We start from the raw sequence: 16,470 nt of genomic DNA, 5'->3' as shown, positions 1-16,470 counted from the left end.
ATATGGCTGAAGCGCTTTTGCCATTAGCTGACCGTTATCGGAAAATAGTTAATCTTAGGTAATGTTTAGAGGGAAACGGATGGCGCATAGCAATCCATTATTTGAACGCACCCATATCCTGCTGGGTGACACCGGTTTAGAGCGTCTTCAAAACAGTCATGTTTTTCTGGCAGGTATGGGTGGTGTCGGTTCATTTACCGCTGAAGCGCTGGCGCGGATGGGCGTGGGTAAAATGACACTGGTGGATCATGATGTGGTTTCGGCGTCCAATCTGAATCGTCAGCTGGTGGCACTGAACTCTACTGTCGGTAAATTGAAAGTTGAAGTGATGGCAGAGCGTATCGCAGATATTAATCCACAATGCGAACTGAACCTTATCACTGAATTCTTAACTCCGGAAACCATTCCCAACACACTCAATCAAGGCTTTGACGTGATTATTGATGCGATTGATAGCATGAGCAGCAAAACGGCTCTGCTGGAAACCGCATGGCGTAATCAGTTACCGGTATTCTCCAGTATGGGTGCTGGCGGGAAACTTGACCCCACTCAAGTGCGTACCGGCGATTTAATGAATACGTCCATTTGCAAACTTGCTAAACAATTGCGTTCACATTTACGTAAACGTGGTGTAGGCAAAGGAATCCAAACTGTTTATTCACTGGAATATCCTTTACCACCTCTACCTCCAGAGGCAGTCAGTCGGGGTCGGGCACGAGCTGTTAATGGCACGGTGAGTTATATGCCTTCAATATTCGGCTTAACCCTGGCAGGCCTGGTCATTAATCATATTATTGGTGATGCCAGACGTGTCTGATCCGCAAAACGTAGTGAACTGCACAGCGTTCTATCAACAACAACTGCAAAAACTGCTTAACCCTTACGGGATTGAAATCAGACAGGTTGAAGAAAATGAGACTATTCCCGGTAGTTTTTTTGGCGAACGTGAAGCCGGTCTGCTAGGTAATCAATTATTGTTACGTTTTGATACGCCTGTTCACTCTGCCCTACATGAAGCTGGCCATTATATCTGTATGGATTATCAACGTCGCATAACGTTAGATACCGATGCCGCTGGTGATTATGATGAGGAAAATGGCGTATGTTATCTGCAGATCCTGCTCAGTGATTTTCTGCCTGAAATGGGTAAACAGCGAATGATGCTGGATATGGACAGCTGGGGCTACAGTTTCCGCCTCGGCAGTGCCAAAGCCTGGTTTGAACAGGATGCGGAAGATGCACAGCAATGGTTAATCAAGCATCAGATTATTGATGAAAACAATCAGCCTACCTGGCAACTCAGAGTCTAAACCTTTCATTGCAGTGCCTGGCAGAGATGCTTATAATGCCAACTGTCTTAGGGGAGTAGTCTACCCATCTTAGGACCTGTTTATTTCTAAGAATAAACAGGTCCTAGTGAGTGAATCTGTCAACATACTTGTGTCCTCAAGACACATGGCCGATTCGTGTCATTCTGACGAGTGGCATTGGCAAGACCTGAGGCAAATAACAGCTCCATAGGCGGGTAGCTGTTATTTGCCTTTGGTTTTTATCCCGCCTGAGTAGCTAAAATCATGGAAGCTTTTCTGGTTTCAACTTCTACCGTCGCATTGGCGGAGATCGGCGATAAAACCCAACTTCTTTCGTTATTTCTTGCAGCCCGTTTCCGTGCCCCAATTCCCATTATTTTCGGTATTTTAGTCGCTACCCTGCTTAACCATGGCCTATCAGCCTGGCTGGGGGTCTGGATCACTGAGTTTATCTCTCCGCAAACGGGCCAATTACTGATTGGTATCAGTTTTATTGCAGTCGCCTTATGGATATTAATTCCCGATAAAGAAGAAGATGCATCTTCAAATCTCAATCGTTACGGTGCCTTTATTGCGACTGTGGTGTTATTTTTTCTGGCTGAAATCGGTGACAAAACTCAAATCGCAACGGTTATTCTGGCAGCACAATATCAGCAATTCCTGCTGGTAACCCTAGGTACCACTGTTGGCATGATGTTGGCCAACGTTCCAATCGTTCTTTTCGGACATCGCTTGATGCAGAAATTACCATTGAATGCTGCACGTTATGTGGCCTCAATTGTATTTATGTCGCTGGGAATAATGACATTGTTGCTTTGACAGTTTGAGTCAATAATTCATAAAGTAGCTACTTTTAACACCATCTATGGAGAATCCATGAGCCAGACAATCAGCTCTCCGGTCACTGAATTATTAGCGAACAACGCCATTCATTATGACGTGATTGAAATTCCACTCAGTGAGGATAAAAAACCTATCCGTAATCTGGAAGAATTACTCAGCGGTCAGGGGCGAGATCCCAACTCTGTGGTACGCAGCTTATTATTTAAGACTGGCTCGGATAAATTCGTGCTGTTAGCCTTAGCCGGCGGCGGTCGAGCAGATTGGGCAGCGCTTCGCAAACAGCTTGGTGAGAAAAAACTGCGCATGGCCGAGTTTGATGAAGTCTCAGAAGCAACAGGCTATGTCGTTGGTGCCGTTCCTCCCATTGCTTTGCCTGAAACAATTAAGGTATTAGCCGATAACAGCGCATTTCAATTTGAACAGGTCATTATCGGCAGTGGCGTTTTAGGCTATGCACTGGCATTAAGCGCCAATGATTTACAAAAAGTAATGACGGACGTGCCGGTCGGCGAATTCGTCAAACTATAAAAATAACACTTTTCAGCTGGCGAGCTGCGTGGATGCTCGCCAGATTCTTTTTATTAAATCTCAAATAATCTGCTCCTAGCTTATTAAACAGTATTTACTAAATTAGGTTTTACTAATTTAGTAAATACTGATATTGTTTGTGGACGTATTTTTGTAAGGACTGTCCATGAGCACGCCATCTCCCTCTTTTTCTGACATGAACGAAATGCAAACTCATGCCAAATCAGCGGCGGGTTTACTGAAACAAATGAGTAATGAACACCGTTTAATGATTTTATGCGCTTTGGGAAATCAAGAACTGGCTGTCAGTGATCTCAATCACCTGGTGCCACTCAGTCAATCGGCATTATCACAACACCTTGCCAGCCTGCGTCATGCTGAATTAGTCAAAACACGCAAAGATTCACAAACCGTCTATTACCGGCTTAATGGCGATGCCGCGTTACGCATCATTGCTGTCTTGCAATCGCTTTACTGTCCTGAATATCAAACCGCTTCATGTGGAGAAAAATCATGAGTTATTCCATCGAAAAACCAGTAAATGTATTTACCAAAAATACACCCGCCGATTTCTTTATTGTTGATGTCAGAACAGCTGCCGAGGTTAAAGCGAAATCTTTGCCGGGTGCCATTCATTTGCCATTACAAAACCTCACCGTTGAAGCATTGCAACAGGCAATTAACCAACAAACAATAACACCAGACAAGATTTTACTGTTATGTCACTCAGGTCGCCGAGCAGAAACGGCCGCCAAACAATTAGAGGGACAGGTTTCCCAATCACTAGTGGTTATTGAAGGCGGCATCCAGGCGGTTGAAAAGCTCAATGGTGATTGGGTAGTCACGCAAGGTAGCGCAGTATCGATAGAACGTCAGGTACGTATCGCTGCTGGTGGTTTGGTGTTAGGCGGAGTAATTCTGGGATTTGCTGTACATTCAGCCTGGTTTGCTCTATCGGGATTTGTCGGCGCAGGACTGATGTTTTCAGGGATCACCGATAGCTGTGCAATGGGCCTGATCCTCGCAAAAATGCCATGGAATAAATAATCTAGATGTTGCTACTAATTGGCATTGTAATTGGCCTGCTGCTTGGCCTTACTGGAGCCGGTGGCTCTGTGTTTGCAGTGCCCTTATTGATATTGCTGGGTGACGTTTCAATTCATCAAGCGGTGTCATTATCATTAGCCGCCGTCGCCACGATTACATTTTATGGCAGTGTCCGAAATTTGGGCAATCAAACCATTTTATGGAAACCTGCAGCTTTATTAGCCGGAAGCGGAATGTTGGGTGCGCCGTTAGGTCAGATATTCGCCTCAATATTAAGTGAGGTGCTACTGGTGGCAGGCTTTAGCTTATTGGCAGTCATCATCGCTGTTCGCATGTGGTTAATGGCCACAACGATGCCGGAAGCCAGCAAAGTGGTGCGAAGCAGTCATTTATCGCTGGATAACGCAAAGGGTGTTCTGTGTAAATTCAGTCCCGACGGTAAATTTCAGCTGCGTCCAAGATGCATGGGTGGTTTATTGCTGGGTGGATTTTTGGTCGGCATATTATCCGGCTTATTCGGCGTGGGTGGCGGCTTTTTGATCATTCCCCTACTGCTGTTACTGAGTCAGGTCAGCATGGTACAAGCAGTCAGTACGTCTTTAGTGGTTATCACGCTGATTAGCAGTATCGGCTTTATTTCACATCTCACATTCGGTGAAATCAATTATTTACCTTTTAAGTCACTGGCCTGGCTCATTGCTGGAGGGTTGACAGGTATGTATGCAGGACAACTGATCAGTCATAGAATTGCGAATGCGCATTTGCAGAAAATCTTTTCTATTGGTCTTTTACTGGTGGCAGTAACACTGTTTTATGTGCAAACAACATAGGAGCATTCATCAACATGTTATTCAGACAACTTTTTGAAAAAAACTCATCTACATACACTTATTTGATTGCAGATAAACTTTCAAAACAGGCGGTATTAATTGATCCGGTGATTGATGAAACAGATGGTTATATTCGTTTATTAAATGAACTTGGTTTAACACTTAAAGTGGCAATGGATACACATACCCATGCTGATCACATTACGGCACTTGGCAAACTGCGGGAACTCACAGGTTGTGAAACCTATATGGGACAACAGGCAAATTCTTCCTGTGCCAATGATAGTTTCCATGATGGCAGTAAAATTGTGGTTGGCAATCTCGAGCTCACTGCTTTACATACTCCAGGACATACCGATGACTCATACAGCTTTCTATTGGAGCATGAAGGACAACAATATCTGTTCACTGGCGACACCTTATTGATTCGCGGTACAGGTCGTACTGATTTTCAAAATGGCAGTGCCACCGAGCAATACAGTAGCCTGTTCGATAAGTTATTAAAATTGCCTGAAGACACCTGGGTTTATCCAGCACATGATTATAAAGGCTGGATGGTCAGTACGATTGGTGAAGAACGCGAGCATAATCCTCGCTTGCAAGTGAAGGATGTTGTTGAATATAAAAATATTATGGACAACCTGAACTTGCCCAATCCTAAAATGATGGATGTAGCCGTACCGGCTAATCGCGCCTGTGGCAATGTGACATAGGGACTGTTGATGTTTCAGGGAGTTAAGCCGACTGAATACAGTTACGCCCTTTCTGCTTGGCTTGATAAAGCTGTTTGTCTGCCCTGCTGATTAATTCATTATGCTCATCGTCTTGCGATGGAATCATCGTGCTGACTCCCATGCTGATGGTGAGTAATTGACTCACTTTTGAATTTTCATGGGGAATCTGTTTTTTAAATAAAGATTGTCGGCAACGTTCTGCCAACGCCCAGGCAGCGTTTTCATCAGTTTCAGGTAATAACATTACAAATTCTTCACCACCGAACCTGCCGAAGAAATCTCTTGAACGGGTGGCGACATTATTTAAGGTTGTTGCCACCTGCTTTAGACAGTCATCACCCTGTAAATGCCCATAAAAATCGTTATATTCTTTGAAAAAATCGATATCAATAATAATCAACGACAATGGCTGTTTATTTTGTCGAGCTTTAAGCCATTCCGTTTCGATAACGGAATCAAACATCCGGCGGTTGGCCACGCCGGTCAGGCCATCTTTGAAGGAAAGCTCTTCCAGTTCTTTTTGCAGCTTTATCAGTTCCTGCTCGGTCTTTTTGCGCTCGCTGATATCAAACATAAAACCGATTAATGAGTCGACCTCACCATTTTCTTTGCGCACCACATGTACCACATCGCGGATCCAGACGTAATGCCCCTCTTTGGTCAGAGCACGATAATCCGCCTCATGGTCAATGCCTGACTGGGATTGAGAAACACAAAAATCCACCACCCATTGCCGATCATCTGCATGCATTCTTGCTGCCCAATCCTCAACAGACTTCCAGCTTGATGGTTCCCAACCTAACAACGCTTCAATTTGCGGGCCAATGTATACAAATTGCAGGGTAGCCCAGTCAATTTTCCAGGGAATGGCTTTAGTGGATTCCAGCAGAGTTTTATAGACATCATTTTCCGTTGGAACATCATTGATCAGGTCGGTCATGGAAATACTCGTACAAACATATAGTGCAGGTTAATTATTACCACAATTCAAACAAGGTTTTTGTTATTTTCTTTGAGATTTTAACGTATTTTTCTGGCGCGAATAGCGCGACCTTTAACCTTACCATCAGCCAGGTAATTCATTGCCTGTCGTAATGCAGATTTACTCACCGCGACATAACTCGACATATCAAAAATATCAATTTTGCCGATATCAGTGCCATCAAGCCCGGCATCACCGGTTAAAGCGCCCAGTATATCGCCAGGACGGAGTTTATTTTTACGCCCGGCATCCAACTGAATAGTCACCATATCGGCTTCAAGTGTAAAACTATCATCACGATCCAGTGAAGCCGGCACATCGCAGCGACACGGTTTCTTCTGATATTTCTCAATCGCCAACATGCGTGGCACTTCAGCTTCGGCTACCAGGCTCATCGCCAGTCCAGACTCCCCTGCCCGACCAGTACGTCCAATCCGATGGATATACACTTCGGGATCACGGGGCAATTCATAATTGATGACCATTTCAATTGCTTTGATATCCAGCCCGCGTGCGGCCACGTCGGTGGCAACCAATACCGGGCAACTCTGATTGGCAAAACGTACCAATACCTGATCCCGTTCCCGTTGTTCCAAATCACCATGAATTGGCTGAGCATCAATTTTTTTATTTCTTAGCATCTCAGCAACTTCATCGCACTGTATTTTGGTGTGGCAGAAGACTATGGCGTTTTTGGGCTGATAATGCTGGAATAACATTATCAATGCATTGTTACGTTCATGTTTTTTGATCTCATAAAACAACTGATCAATTACAGCCTGTTGATGATGTGATTCAACCGTTACCCGTGCCGGATCGCGTTGTATGCTTCGACTAATCTGTTTGATGCTGTCGGGAAACGTCGCTGAAAACAGCAAGGTCTGTCTGGAACTTGGTGTCTGACCAATGATTTCCTGCATCGCATCCACAAAGCCCATATCCAGCATGCGATCGGCTTCATCGAGCACCACGGTTTTGACTTTATTGAGTTTCAAGGTGGCTTTTTTAAGATGATCCTGAATCCGTCCAGGTGTACCAACCACAATATGTGCACCATATTCCAATGAGGCAATTTGCGGTCCTAACGGTTTACCACCGCATAACATCACCAGTTTCAGATTGGGTATGCCACGACCCAAACGGCGCAACTCTTTACCGACCTGATCGGCTAATTCACGAGTAGGACAAATAATCAGCGCCTGAACAGCAAAGAAATCCGGTTGAATAGTTTGTAATAAGCCAATACCAAAGGCGGCGGTTTTACCACTACCGGTTTTGGCCTGGGCAATCAAATCCTTGCCTTGCAGAATTAACGGCAGGCTTTGTGCCTGGACAGCAGTCATTTGCTTATAACCAAGAGAGTCGAGTACGGCCAGTTGTTCGGCAGGTAAATTTAACGATGAAAAATCAGTAGCAGACATGGGGAGCTTTAAAGAAGAGAATAAAGCGAGCATGATACCAAAAAGCTCGCTGAAACATTGCTTTACCTGAATTTACATCGCTGCCATTGAACCAACAATTTTACCGTCAGTCTGATTGTTATCAGCTAGCCAACTGTGAGGTAATGGCTATGTCATTCAGTAAAACCCTATTTGTTTCCGTTTTCAGCGCCAGCCTGCTTAGCGGGCTTATGCTGCTTGTGCCCAGTCAAAACAGTTATGCCGATGTGTCGGTGAACGTGCAACTTGGTCAGAACCTGCATAATCGACCTCACCATGGATATTCTGGCAACCGGCATTACCGCCATCCCTCAATCGGCATCACCGGTCACCGTTCATTTGGACTGGATCCCAGACTGAACCACTTTAAACAACCTCGTTATAAACCGTATTATCGACATTACGATACTACCCGGCCTCGTAATAGATCAGGCTATTATGGTTTTCGAAATAACAGTATCACCCTGATTGCACCGATTATTTATTCTCAGGGTTACCGTGATGCGGAACCGGTAAGACGCTATACAACCAATGCAACACGGCCTGCTTCTCCATCAACTTCGTCTATTTCGAACTATTCCAATATTGATGGCTGGGAAGCGTTATCGCGCTATGAGTCGACAACAGCAATAAATGCATTTAAAGCACAATCCCAAAAAGATCCCAAAGCTTCTTTGCCCAAAATTGGTTTTGCTCTGGCAACAGCTTTGCAAGGTGAGTCTGATAAAGCATTGTGGGCGTTAAATCTGGCGTTGATTGCCGATACCAGTGATCTGCGATATTTCAGTGCTGATTCAGGTCTGCGGTTGGTCGTTGATGATTTACTGGGCAATTACCAGAATAAATCACTCATGACCGCTACCTTGCTTTATTTGAAACAGGATTACCGGTCAGCACAATTAACAATAAAAACCGCACTTGATGAATGCGATAACTGCACCGGTACCCGAAATATGCAACGATTGATACAGCAACGTCTGATCGGATAGCAATAAAAAAACACCCTGTTGGCATTAACAGGGTGTTTTAGTTTGCGACTAGCTCTCATGTTCTTCATCAAAATCCTGTTTATCCTTGGGGTTGGATTTTGATGATTTTGAGCTTTCTGTTTTTTCAGATTTTTGCTCTAACTGAATTGCGGAGTTTGAATCGGAGTCTCCGACCATTTTCAGCGGCGCAGGTGGAGCCGATCCATCTTTATCCTGACCGAAGTAAATGGTCATATGCGGGAATGGAATCTCAATTCCTGCTGCATCCAGATGCTGTTTCACCAGACGATTATAAGCTCGACCAACACCCCACTGCGTACCCGGCAGGGTTTTAATCCGTACCCGAATATTGACTGAGCTATCTGCCAGAGCGGTGATGCCATGAACTTCCAGCTCATCAACCAGAATTTTCTCACGCTGATCCGCATCTGCCATTAACTCGGCAAAGGCTTCACGCAGATGCACAATCACCTGATCGGTATCTTCACGATATGCCACCCCATACTCACCAACATGGTAAGCAAATTCGCGCATAAAGTTGGACACAGTATCTACGGATGAAAATGGGATCAGATGATAGGTTCCTGAAAGGTCCCGCAGACCTAATGAGCGGATTGTTAATTTCTCAGCCGTGCCAGTAATGCCGCCTGCAGTAACAATATCTCCCGTATTAATGGCATTTTCCATCTGGATAAACACACCGGTAATAATATCCTGCACCAGTTTCTGAGCACCAAAACCAATGGCTAAACCGAGCACACCTGCACCAGCCAGTAATGGTCCAATATTGACGCCTATTTCAGCCAGCACAATCATAACGGTCATTATGATGAGAGCAATAGCCGCTGCATTACGGAAAATTGTCAGTAATGTTTTGGCTCTTGCCGTTGGCAAATGCGTTTCATCACCAGGATTAAGCCGGTGCTCAATCCAACTTGCCAAAACAATCCATATTGCCATCGCTCCAACAAGAATTGCAAAAACACTAATCAATGTACCAATAGTGTGAATACCCGCCTCTGACGCTAACCATGCCGTAAGACTGAATATTCCCCAGGCATCCAAAATGACTGCGGCAACAACAACCACCAGCAAAATTCGTAAGGTTTTATAGATATTTGGTACAAACCCGTTTACCCGTTGTTCCAGCATAGGAAAACGTGAACGCAAATCTTCTGAAACATGTACCGGACGACCAATGGTTTTCGCCAGGAACTTCGCCAGCAATCCACCAATCACCAGCGCGATAATCGTCTGGAAAGTGGCCTTTAGCATCATTGGGAGGGCATCTTCCGGACGGAGTAATAAAGCTACGGCTAATACCGCAAAATACACTATTCCCAGAATGTGCCAGCTTCGTGCCAAGATCCCCAGACTGACTCTTGAAAAGCTGAATGAGGATTGTTGTGCATGAAAGAGCAAACGCTGCTTAACCAATACACGGTTTTGCATGATCACAACAACTGCATAGATAAATGCACTTAACACCACCAGTACACTGACCAGTTGGCCGACTACCGGATTAATATTCAGATTGACCAATGGCACAATCAGCAACATGCCATAACCGATATAGTTGGTTAACCGTACTAACCAGATATGCCAGTAAGTGGCACTTTCGGCAGATATGGGTAATAAACGAAGTGCATCATCACGTCCAGCAAAGACCGTGCGTAGAATCACCTTAAATATTTCAATCGCCAAAAACGCATTGAGGAATAGCGATTGACTGACATTCATTTCCCCATTGCTGCCAATGGCAAACAAGGCAACGGCATAACCAGCTACCCATGCTAAGGCTACTGTGAGTAAATCTACTATGGCTGACAGTAAAATCGCGCTGAATTTACGAATTTCTGGATAGTCCCCCTCCGCTTCAGCCCAATCATTGGCACGACGAAAAGCATGTCGCGCGAGACTTCGCAGCACATAAAACATTAATAATGTGCTGGCAATCACCACCAGTAAAAAGAAGCTTTCATCCAGCATGTTCTGCCAATCAAATATGCCTGCGTCATCAGAACCTATTGCGGCTACAGCAGAAAAACCCGTCCCAACTGTTGATACAATCTGCTGTGCAACGGATTGAGTAGTGTTGGCAATCTGTCTGGCAAACGTTGGTTCATCAACCAGCTCTTCTGAAGTAGCTTCTTCATCCATTGCTTCAGCTGCCTGTGCCAATTCGCGTAATTCTGCGATAAGTTTTTCACGGGACTGTTCATTTTCGAGTGTGTCAGCAAGCGCTGAGTAATGTTTTTCGTTATTGGTAGGAGTTGCAGATTCGGCCCAAGCCGTTTCGGTTATCAAACTGAATGTTAACAACAACGTCACCAGCAGAGCTGAAGTTAACTTCCATTTCATATCAAAAATCCACACGATACTGTGATCTCCTTTTGTTTGATTTTTTGAGTTTATTATTTGCCCAAAGGGCTTCAGATTGATGCGAGGATAGCGCTCAATAATTGATTCAAGCAGTCAATTGGTTACTATCGACAGCTTAACAAATGTAGTTTCCAGTTGTAGGGTCTGTTTATCTTCCAGAGCCTCAACAGAGGCGGCTATGAAAGAGACACGACCCTGTGACCCTATCAAGGCGGAAGGGTTCATTGCAAAACCGATACAATTTTCAGTTTTCCCTGTTCATTCACTTCCACCACTACGCCTTCTCCCGATGATACAAACTTGTCGAGAAGCCCGGAAATATTGACCTGATGAGTGATGTAAACCTTGGTTTTAGTGGTTTTCACTTCACTGATATGCGCTTTCCAATCTTGCAGTAACTGTTGTTTTAGATGGCGATTTGATGCGTGAAAAAAAGAATTCAGTGCCGTCAGCTTTTGCGGTGGACCAAAGCCCAGTAATTCTGCAGTTTCCAGACAACGACACCATTCACTGGAGAAAACCTCTGCATCAGTAATACCTGATTGGCGAAGTTTTTGGCCTATTTCAATCGCCTGTTGGCGTCCTTCAGAAGACAATACCCGCTGAGTCTGGCATTCTGCCAAATCAAACCCTTCGGGATCACCGACACCAGGGGCTAGCGCATGGCGCAAAATAATAACTTGATCTGCCATACTGGTCGTTGAATAAAACAGCGATAAAAACAGGCCATATCGCAACAGTGTAAGCAACTTATCCATGTAAACCTCTCGGTGTAATCTAAAGTAAATTAATTTAGTTACCATTAACAAAGAACGTTAACTTACTGAATCACACTAATACGGATATTGATGCATAAAACAGAAAACAGTTCTGCACGTGAGAAATGTTTGATAGAAATAGCGCAACTGGAGCATAAATGACACCTCAATCCATGCCTAAAAATTTGACACTTTTGTTGCAATTTATATTGTTCGCCGGATTTTGCGGGTCTATATGGGAACAACAATGGCTCAATGCGATAGTAACTCTCGGCATTATTATCATCACCTTATTTCCTATGTTACTGGCAAGAAAATTCAATGTTCATGTGCCAGCTATATTTCAACTTTTGGCAATTGCCTTTGTCTTTGCGTCGGTCTTTCTGGGTGAAGTACATGGCTATTACACCAAGTTCTGGTGGTGGGATATTGCTTTGCACGCTGGCTCAGGTTTTCTGTTAGGTATTATTGGCTTCCTGCTGGTTTATCTGCTTAATGAAAATGAATCTATCCATTTACAGATGATGCCGGGGTTTATAGCATTTTTTGCTTTTATGTTTGCTTTGGGGATGGGGGCCTTGTGGGAGATATTTGAATTTTCCATGGATAAAATTTTTGGTATGAATATGCAAAAACCCATGTTCGGTGATTACTCAGGCTTAACTGACACCATGTATGACCTGATTGTGGATGCAATAGGCGCTTTGTTTATTTCAGTACTGGGCTACGGCTACCTGAAAAAAGCACAAGCAAAATCCTTTCTCGAACGCTGGATCTGGTCATTTATCGTCAAAAATCCAAGACTATTTATCAAAAAAAGAAAAACTGAACCGACTAAATCCAAGTTCCCCGATTAATGGCTGGAAGGCACCTTGTGACATCTTCCTTAACATATCAGGATTATCTCTGATGTGCTTTCATCGATTGCACTCTAGTATGCCGGTAGATTGCTGTTCATCAGCAAGTTTCTCTGGAGTGATTATGTACAAGCGGCCCAAGGTTTTAACATCCTTATTCTTAAGCTTACTGTTGATGTTTTCGTTAACGGCATGTGATCAAAATAACGATGACATCCCGCAGATGGAAACTGCGCCAATAATCGATCAAAACGAAATCCCCCTATGGCTCGATGGACAAGTGGAAATGTCACCACAGGAGTGGCTGGTAAAACGCAGTCGTGCAGAAATAAACGATGAAACAACTGAAATTGAACGCACAGCAGAACTGCTTATCTCCGCTGCTGACCGATTTGATGAAAGTCATCGGATGATCGCCAATCGTGCCGCCCAGCTGGAAGATATGCTGTTCGAACATAACATTAAAGAAACAGCGGTAAACCGGTTGGAATGGTTTACTAAACTTCCAACGTTACAGACTCCACATAGCTTTTCGGCTCTCTGCCAGTACTATTACAACCTTCGCACTCAGGGTAAAACTGAAGACGAAATCATTCAAAACCTATTAAGGCTTTAGGGTCTGTTTATTTTTCAGAACCACTGCTGGAGGTTTATATCACTGCAACAGGACAGAAATAATGCGATGTGATTGTTCTTCAAAAGCATTACTCACGCCATAGGGCAGAAAAGTACTCCCAGCCCTGCTGGTTGCGACTGAAAATAGCACACTGATCTTTTGAGTAAACTCGCCTGATAAAGGTCTCTACTCTATAATTTCCGAGCATATACTTTTTCTCTGTTGGGAAAGAGCCATCCTGTTTATTCAATCGTCGGAATTTATGACTTCTCTTCAAGCGAACAGTTATCTCAGTTTGATCCGCAACCAGTTTGGTTTACTGGCTATTGGTTTTATTGCGCTTTTCACTGGCAATCTTGGACAAAGCTTTTTCATTGGTTTGTTTCAGTCGGATATTGCCAACTCATTAAACTTATCAGCCGGTGAGTTTGGGGCTGTTTATGCCGCACTTACGATGGCAAGCGGATTTCTGGTGTTACATTTTGGCCAAAAGCTGGATTGGATTGCCCCCCGGCGATATGCCTTGTTAGTGCTGACAGCTTTATTGGTGGGCGTGATTTTACTGACCACTTCACCATGGCTGATTCCGGCCTTACTTGGTCTGGGCTTGGTACGGTTATGTGGTCAAGGGTTGATGACCCATTTTGGCAGTACATTAGCAGGCCGCGAATTTACCATTAATCGTGGTCGGGCTCTGGGGTTGGTCAGTCTTGGCATGCCACTGGGTGAAATTATTCTGGCCCCAGTCATCGCATTATTGATTGGCTGGCTGAGCTGGCAGCAAATCTGGTGGGCGGTGGCTGTCGTCATTTTTCTCATTTGGTTAATGTTACTGCTTTTGGCGAAATGGCCTGAAGCTCCTGAAATCAAACGTGATAGCAGTGGTAACAAAATCAAAGGCCCCAATCCAATGCTGGAAAAACGTTTCTGGCTGATTATTCCATTGACCATGGCTTTGCCAGTGACTTTAACCGGTATTTTTATTTTTCAGTCCCAAATGACCACAGACTTAAATGCCACCACCACCGTTTACGCTTTGGGTTTGACGGCAATGGGCATTGCCCGTTTTCCAGGAGCATTGCTTGGAGGCCGATGGATAGATGAGTTAGGGGTATCGCTTCTAGCCCGAATATACCTGGCACCTTTTGCCCTAGCCATCATTTTGGCTGTATTGGTAGGTGGTAACGCGGGTGTTTTGATTTTAATGATTGGTGCCGGAATTTCTCTTGGCATGTCCTCACCTGTTGTTGACAGCTTGTTGGTTGTTCTATGGGGACGGGAACACCTTGGCAGGGTACGTAGTGTAAAGTCGGCCTTTATGGTGTTCTCAACTGGTCTGGCCCCTGCCTTATTAGGTTTTTTAATTGATGGTGGCGTGCAGTTTGAGGTTATTCTGCTGGGTATGCTGACCTTTATGATATTGGGTTGGCTACTGGCATTAAGCCCTATCCGAGAGGCTCAAAAACAAGGTTGATTGCAATGCAGTATCAACAACTCAAACAACAGCTTCAGCATGATCATCAATCCGGAGCCAGTGAGATGGCCATAAAAACACTGTCTCAACTGCATGATTTCCTGCAACAGGCTGACACCAAGTCTGCAGCAGAACTGGCAGTTATTGTTTCCGAACTAAGCCAAATTCGCCCCAGCATGCACGCTTTGTCCAACGCATTAAAACGTTGGCTGGATCAGGTTGTCCGCACATCATTTAACAGTGAGTTTCGAGTAAATTATCTAAAACAGCTAGCCGATATTCGCCTGTCATTACTTCAGGCCAGCGATCATGTTGTACGGCTCGCATGTCAGCTGATTCAGCCTGGACAAACTATCCTCACGCATAGCCGAAGTTCTCAGATATTGGCGTTATTTACTGCGCTTAAACAACAGCAAATAAGCTTTCATGTAGTCACCACCATAAGCGCTCCGGGAAATGAAGGTTTTCTGGTGGCTGAACAACTGAATCAATGGCAAATTCCGGTTACGGTTATCACTGATGCCCAATTGGCACTGATAATGCCTGATGTTGATATCAATCTGTCGGGCTGTGACAGCTGGCTTGCTGATCATTGCTTTGTCAACAAAAGCGGCACATATCTGCAGGCATTGGCCGCAAAAGATTTTCATAAACCTTTCTGGGTGCTAGCAGATAGTTTTAAAAACTCCGATGAATCCAGTGAAAATGTCATACTGGAAACGATGCCTGCCGATGAACTTGGCTGTCCTGCTGGTGAATTTATTCAGCCAATAAACCAGTATTTTGAAATCATCCCAGATCGACTGATCAGTGGTCGGGTAGATGAAAATGGACTTCATCACTATAGCCCGGTTTAATCTCCCTTGTCAGCCATAAACGATAAACAATAAATTCAAGTTATGTTCCTCGCATCCGCTACAGTTTGTGTAGTTCCTTTTGAGGACAAAAATATGACTATAAACACCGCTCCTTTTGGCCAAACCGTTAGTTCGATAGCAAAGGATCCTGTGAATAAACAGGAAGGCCCTTTTGGTCAGCAGGTTTCGGCTTTGGCCCAGGAAAAAAAGTTTTCAGTATCCGGTTCTAATAGCGAATTGAATCTTTCCATTCTGCAAGTCTCGTTTAATATCAGTGACGGCAATGGCGATGGTGCCATGGCTTTACTGTTCAAAACAGCCCTTGAAGGCATCAATGACTCTCTGAAGGCTGAGTTCGGCGATAACGCTATTCAAAAAGCTTATGAACAAGGCATTGATGTATCACCCGAAGCAACTTCCGAACGCATTGTGCAAATGAGTACTGCTTTTTTGATGCTTACTACAGCACCCGTCAGGATATGCCGCTTGAAGAAGCCATGAAATCATTTGTCGAAGTGATTGGCGGTGGAATTGATCAGGGTTTTAAAGAAGCACGCGATATTCTGAGTGGTCTGAAAGTATTGGAAGGCGATATCGCAGGCAATATCGATAAAACCTACGATTTAGTTCAACAAGGCCTGCAGTCCTTTGTAGAAAACTATCAAGCTTCTCAAGAAGCCTAAACTCTCTTTACCGCCTCTCATCTTGGGAGGCGGTTTATTGCAACTCAGACTTCCCGGCTCTTGAGTTCTGCATAATACCCGCCATACTCTGTTTTAATATGCATTCGGAAAGACACTTTTCACCCGAATCATCCCGTGAAT

19 protein-coding genes are annotated in these 16,470 nt (G+C 44.3%); 15 read left to right on the top strand and 4 right to left on the bottom strand.

The annotated features are described in order from the left end of the window. The first annotated feature begins 79 nt into the window (after positions 1 to 79). From AC08OG_RS04540 to AC08OG_RS04505, 8 genes are all read left to right on the top strand, one after another. Positions 80 to 817: a tRNA threonylcarbamoyladenosine dehydratase gene (locus tag AC08OG_RS04540; RefSeq protein WP_482930138.1), complete on the top strand. Its 738-nt coding sequence runs from the start codon at positions 80 to 82 to the stop codon at positions 815 to 817. Continuing rightward, positions 810 to 1,310, top strand: a complete 501-nt coding sequence (locus AC08OG_RS04535; protein WP_482930137.1) for a hypothetical protein — start codon at positions 810 to 812, stop codon at positions 1,308 to 1,310. The genes AC08OG_RS04540 and AC08OG_RS04535 overlap by 8 nt, the downstream gene beginning before the upstream one ends. Positions 1,311 to 1,574: 264 nt before the next feature. After that, on the top strand, positions 1,575 to 2,129 hold the full coding sequence (locus AC08OG_RS04530; RefSeq protein ID WP_482930136.1) for a TMEM165/GDT1 family protein: 555 nt from the start codon (positions 1,575 to 1,577) through the stop codon (positions 2,127 to 2,129). 57 nt (positions 2,130 to 2,186) lie between these two features. Continuing rightward, entirely contained in the window at positions 2,187 to 2,681 is a 495-nt protein-coding gene (locus tag AC08OG_RS04525; protein ID WP_482930135.1) for an aminoacyl-tRNA deacylase, read from the top strand. A gap of 166 nt (positions 2,682 to 2,847) precedes the next feature. Beyond that, entirely contained in the window at positions 2,848 to 3,198 is a 351-nt protein-coding gene (locus AC08OG_RS04520; protein ID WP_482930134.1) for an ArsR/SmtB family transcription factor, read from the top strand. After that, positions 3,195 to 3,728, top strand: a complete 534-nt coding sequence (locus tag AC08OG_RS04515; protein WP_482930133.1) for a rhodanese-like domain-containing protein — start codon at positions 3,195 to 3,197, stop codon at positions 3,726 to 3,728. The genes AC08OG_RS04520 and AC08OG_RS04515 overlap by 4 nt, the downstream gene beginning before the upstream one ends. Positions 3,729 to 3,733: 5 nt before the next feature. Further along, a complete protein-coding gene (locus AC08OG_RS04510; protein WP_482930132.1) occupies positions 3,734 to 4,558 on the top strand; it encodes a sulfite exporter TauE/SafE family protein in 825 nt (274 codons plus the stop codon). Between the two features lie 14 nt (positions 4,559 to 4,572). Further along, positions 4,573 to 5,271, top strand: coding sequence for an MBL fold metallo-hydrolase (locus AC08OG_RS04505; RefSeq protein ID WP_318988500.1), 699 nt, complete (start codon positions 4,573 to 4,575; stop codon positions 5,269 to 5,271). A 22-nt stretch (positions 5,272 to 5,293) separates the two neighbouring features. Here the strand turns inward: AC08OG_RS04505 and AC08OG_RS04500 are convergent, their stop codons facing one another. Next, positions 5,294 to 6,232 (bottom strand): GGDEF domain-containing protein, encoded by a 939-nt coding sequence (locus AC08OG_RS04500; RefSeq protein ID WP_482930131.1) that lies wholly within the window; start codon positions 6,230 to 6,232, stop codon positions 5,294 to 5,296. 80 nt (positions 6,233 to 6,312) lie between these two features. Next, a complete protein-coding gene (gene dbpA, locus AC08OG_RS04495) occupies positions 6,313 to 7,695 on the bottom strand; it encodes an ATP-dependent RNA helicase DbpA (protein ID WP_482930130.1) in 1,383 nt (460 codons plus the stop codon). A 149-nt stretch (positions 7,696 to 7,844) separates the two neighbouring features. On the opposite strand from dbpA, the gene AC08OG_RS04490 reads away from it, so the two are divergent. Then, positions 7,845 to 8,702: a hypothetical protein gene (locus AC08OG_RS04490; protein WP_482930129.1), complete on the top strand. Its 858-nt coding sequence runs from the start codon at positions 7,845 to 7,847 to the stop codon at positions 8,700 to 8,702. 48 nt (positions 8,703 to 8,750) lie between these two features. Here AC08OG_RS04490 and AC08OG_RS04485 read toward each other — a convergent pair whose 3' ends face one another. Continuing rightward, positions 8,751 to 11,063, bottom strand: coding sequence for a mechanosensitive ion channel domain-containing protein (locus tag AC08OG_RS04485; protein WP_482930128.1), 2,313 nt, complete (start codon positions 11,061 to 11,063; stop codon positions 8,751 to 8,753). A gap of 242 nt (positions 11,064 to 11,305) precedes the next feature. Beyond that, the gene (locus AC08OG_RS04480) at positions 11,306 to 11,842 is read right to left on the bottom strand and encodes a histidine phosphatase family protein (RefSeq protein ID WP_482930127.1); all 537 of its coding nucleotides are present in this window, start codon (positions 11,840 to 11,842) and stop codon (positions 11,306 to 11,308) included. Between the two features lie 158 nt (positions 11,843 to 12,000). On the opposite strand from AC08OG_RS04480, the gene AC08OG_RS04475 reads away from it, so the two are divergent. The 6 genes from AC08OG_RS04475 to AC08OG_RS04450 all read left to right on the top strand — a co-directional run bounded on the left by AC08OG_RS04475 (position 12,001) and on the right by AC08OG_RS04450 (position 16,329). Beyond that, the gene (locus AC08OG_RS04475; protein WP_482930126.1) at positions 12,001 to 12,699 is read left to right on the top strand and encodes a DUF2238 domain-containing protein; all 699 of its coding nucleotides are present in this window, start codon (positions 12,001 to 12,003) and stop codon (positions 12,697 to 12,699) included. A 124-nt stretch (positions 12,700 to 12,823) separates the two neighbouring features. Beyond that, positions 12,824 to 13,315: a hypothetical protein gene (locus tag AC08OG_RS04470; protein ID WP_482930125.1), complete on the top strand. Its 492-nt coding sequence runs from the start codon at positions 12,824 to 12,826 to the stop codon at positions 13,313 to 13,315. Positions 13,316 to 13,577: 262 nt separating this feature from the next. Then, entirely contained in the window at positions 13,578 to 14,789 is a 1,212-nt protein-coding gene (locus AC08OG_RS04465) for an MFS transporter (protein ID WP_482930124.1), read from the top strand. Positions 14,790 to 14,794: 5 nt separating this feature from the next. Then, positions 14,795 to 15,646, top strand: a complete 852-nt coding sequence (locus AC08OG_RS04460) for an eIF2B alpha/beta/delta subunit family protein (RefSeq protein WP_482930123.1) — start codon at positions 14,795 to 14,797, stop codon at positions 15,644 to 15,646. A 93-nt stretch (positions 15,647 to 15,739) separates the two neighbouring features. Further along, entirely contained in the window at positions 15,740 to 16,147 is a 408-nt protein-coding gene (locus AC08OG_RS04455; RefSeq protein WP_482930122.1) for a DUF5610 domain-containing protein, read from the top strand. Then, positions 16,144 to 16,329: a DUF5610 domain-containing protein gene (locus tag AC08OG_RS04450; RefSeq protein WP_482930121.1), complete on the top strand. Its 186-nt coding sequence runs from the start codon at positions 16,144 to 16,146 to the stop codon at positions 16,327 to 16,329. Before AC08OG_RS04455 ends, AC08OG_RS04450 begins: the two co-directional genes overlap by 4 nt. Positions 16,330 to 16,470: the final 141 nt, after the last annotated feature.

Source organism: Methylophaga sp. F7, assembly GCF_056863975.1.
The sequence above is the reverse complement of the archived record's forward strand: the minus strand, read 5'-3'. Positions and strand labels throughout refer to the sequence as shown.

What these genes read in the sequence shown, in the direction of transcription:
- AC08OG_RS04540 (WP_482930138.1), top strand. Translation starts at nt 80, where the DNA reads ATGGCGCATAGCAATCCATTATTTGAACGCACCCATATCCTGCTGGGT.
- AC08OG_RS04530 (WP_482930136.1), top strand. Translation starts at nt 1,575, where the DNA reads ATGGAAGCTTTTCTGGTTTCAACTTCTACCGTCGCATTGGCGGAGATC.
- AC08OG_RS04525 (WP_482930135.1), top strand. Translation starts at nt 2,187, where the DNA reads ATGAGCCAGACAATCAGCTCTCCGGTCACTGAATTATTAGCGAACAAC.
- AC08OG_RS04520 (WP_482930134.1), top strand. Translation starts at nt 2,848, where the DNA reads ATGAGCACGCCATCTCCCTCTTTTTCTGACATGAACGAAATGCAAACT.
- AC08OG_RS04515 (WP_482930133.1), top strand. Translation starts at nt 3,195, where the DNA reads ATGAGTTATTCCATCGAAAAACCAGTAAATGTATTTACCAAAAATACA.
- AC08OG_RS04510 (WP_482930132.1), top strand. Translation starts at nt 3,734, where the DNA reads ATGTTGCTACTAATTGGCATTGTAATTGGCCTGCTGCTTGGCCTTACT.
- AC08OG_RS04505 (WP_318988500.1), top strand. Translation starts at nt 4,573, where the DNA reads ATGTTATTCAGACAACTTTTTGAAAAAAACTCATCTACATACACTTAT.
- AC08OG_RS04500 (WP_482930131.1), bottom strand. Translation starts at nt 6,232, where the DNA reads ATGACCGACCTGATCAATGATGTTCCAACGGAAAATGATGTCTATAAA.
- dbpA (WP_482930130.1), bottom strand. Translation starts at nt 7,695, where the DNA reads ATGTCTGCTACTGATTTTTCATCGTTAAATTTACCTGCCGAACAACTG.
- AC08OG_RS04490 (WP_482930129.1), top strand. Translation starts at nt 7,845, where the DNA reads ATGTCATTCAGTAAAACCCTATTTGTTTCCGTTTTCAGCGCCAGCCTG.
- AC08OG_RS04485 (WP_482930128.1), bottom strand. Translation starts at nt 11,063, where the DNA reads ATGAAATGGAAGTTAACTTCAGCTCTGCTGGTGACGTTGTTGTTAACA.
- AC08OG_RS04480 (WP_482930127.1), bottom strand. Translation starts at nt 11,842, where the DNA reads ATGGATAAGTTGCTTACACTGTTGCGATATGGCCTGTTTTTATCGCTG.
- AC08OG_RS04475 (WP_482930126.1), top strand. Translation starts at nt 12,001, where the DNA reads ATGACACCTCAATCCATGCCTAAAAATTTGACACTTTTGTTGCAATTT.
- AC08OG_RS04470 (WP_482930125.1), top strand. Translation starts at nt 12,824, where the DNA reads ATGTACAAGCGGCCCAAGGTTTTAACATCCTTATTCTTAAGCTTACTG.
- AC08OG_RS04465 (WP_482930124.1), top strand. Translation starts at nt 13,578, where the DNA reads ATGACTTCTCTTCAAGCGAACAGTTATCTCAGTTTGATCCGCAACCAG.
- AC08OG_RS04460 (WP_482930123.1), top strand. Translation starts at nt 14,795, where the DNA reads ATGCAGTATCAACAACTCAAACAACAGCTTCAGCATGATCATCAATCC.
- AC08OG_RS04455 (WP_482930122.1), top strand. Translation starts at nt 15,740, where the DNA reads ATGACTATAAACACCGCTCCTTTTGGCCAAACCGTTAGTTCGATAGCA.
- AC08OG_RS04450 (WP_482930121.1), top strand. Translation starts at nt 16,144, where the DNA reads ATGAAATCATTTGTCGAAGTGATTGGCGGTGGAATTGATCAGGGTTTT.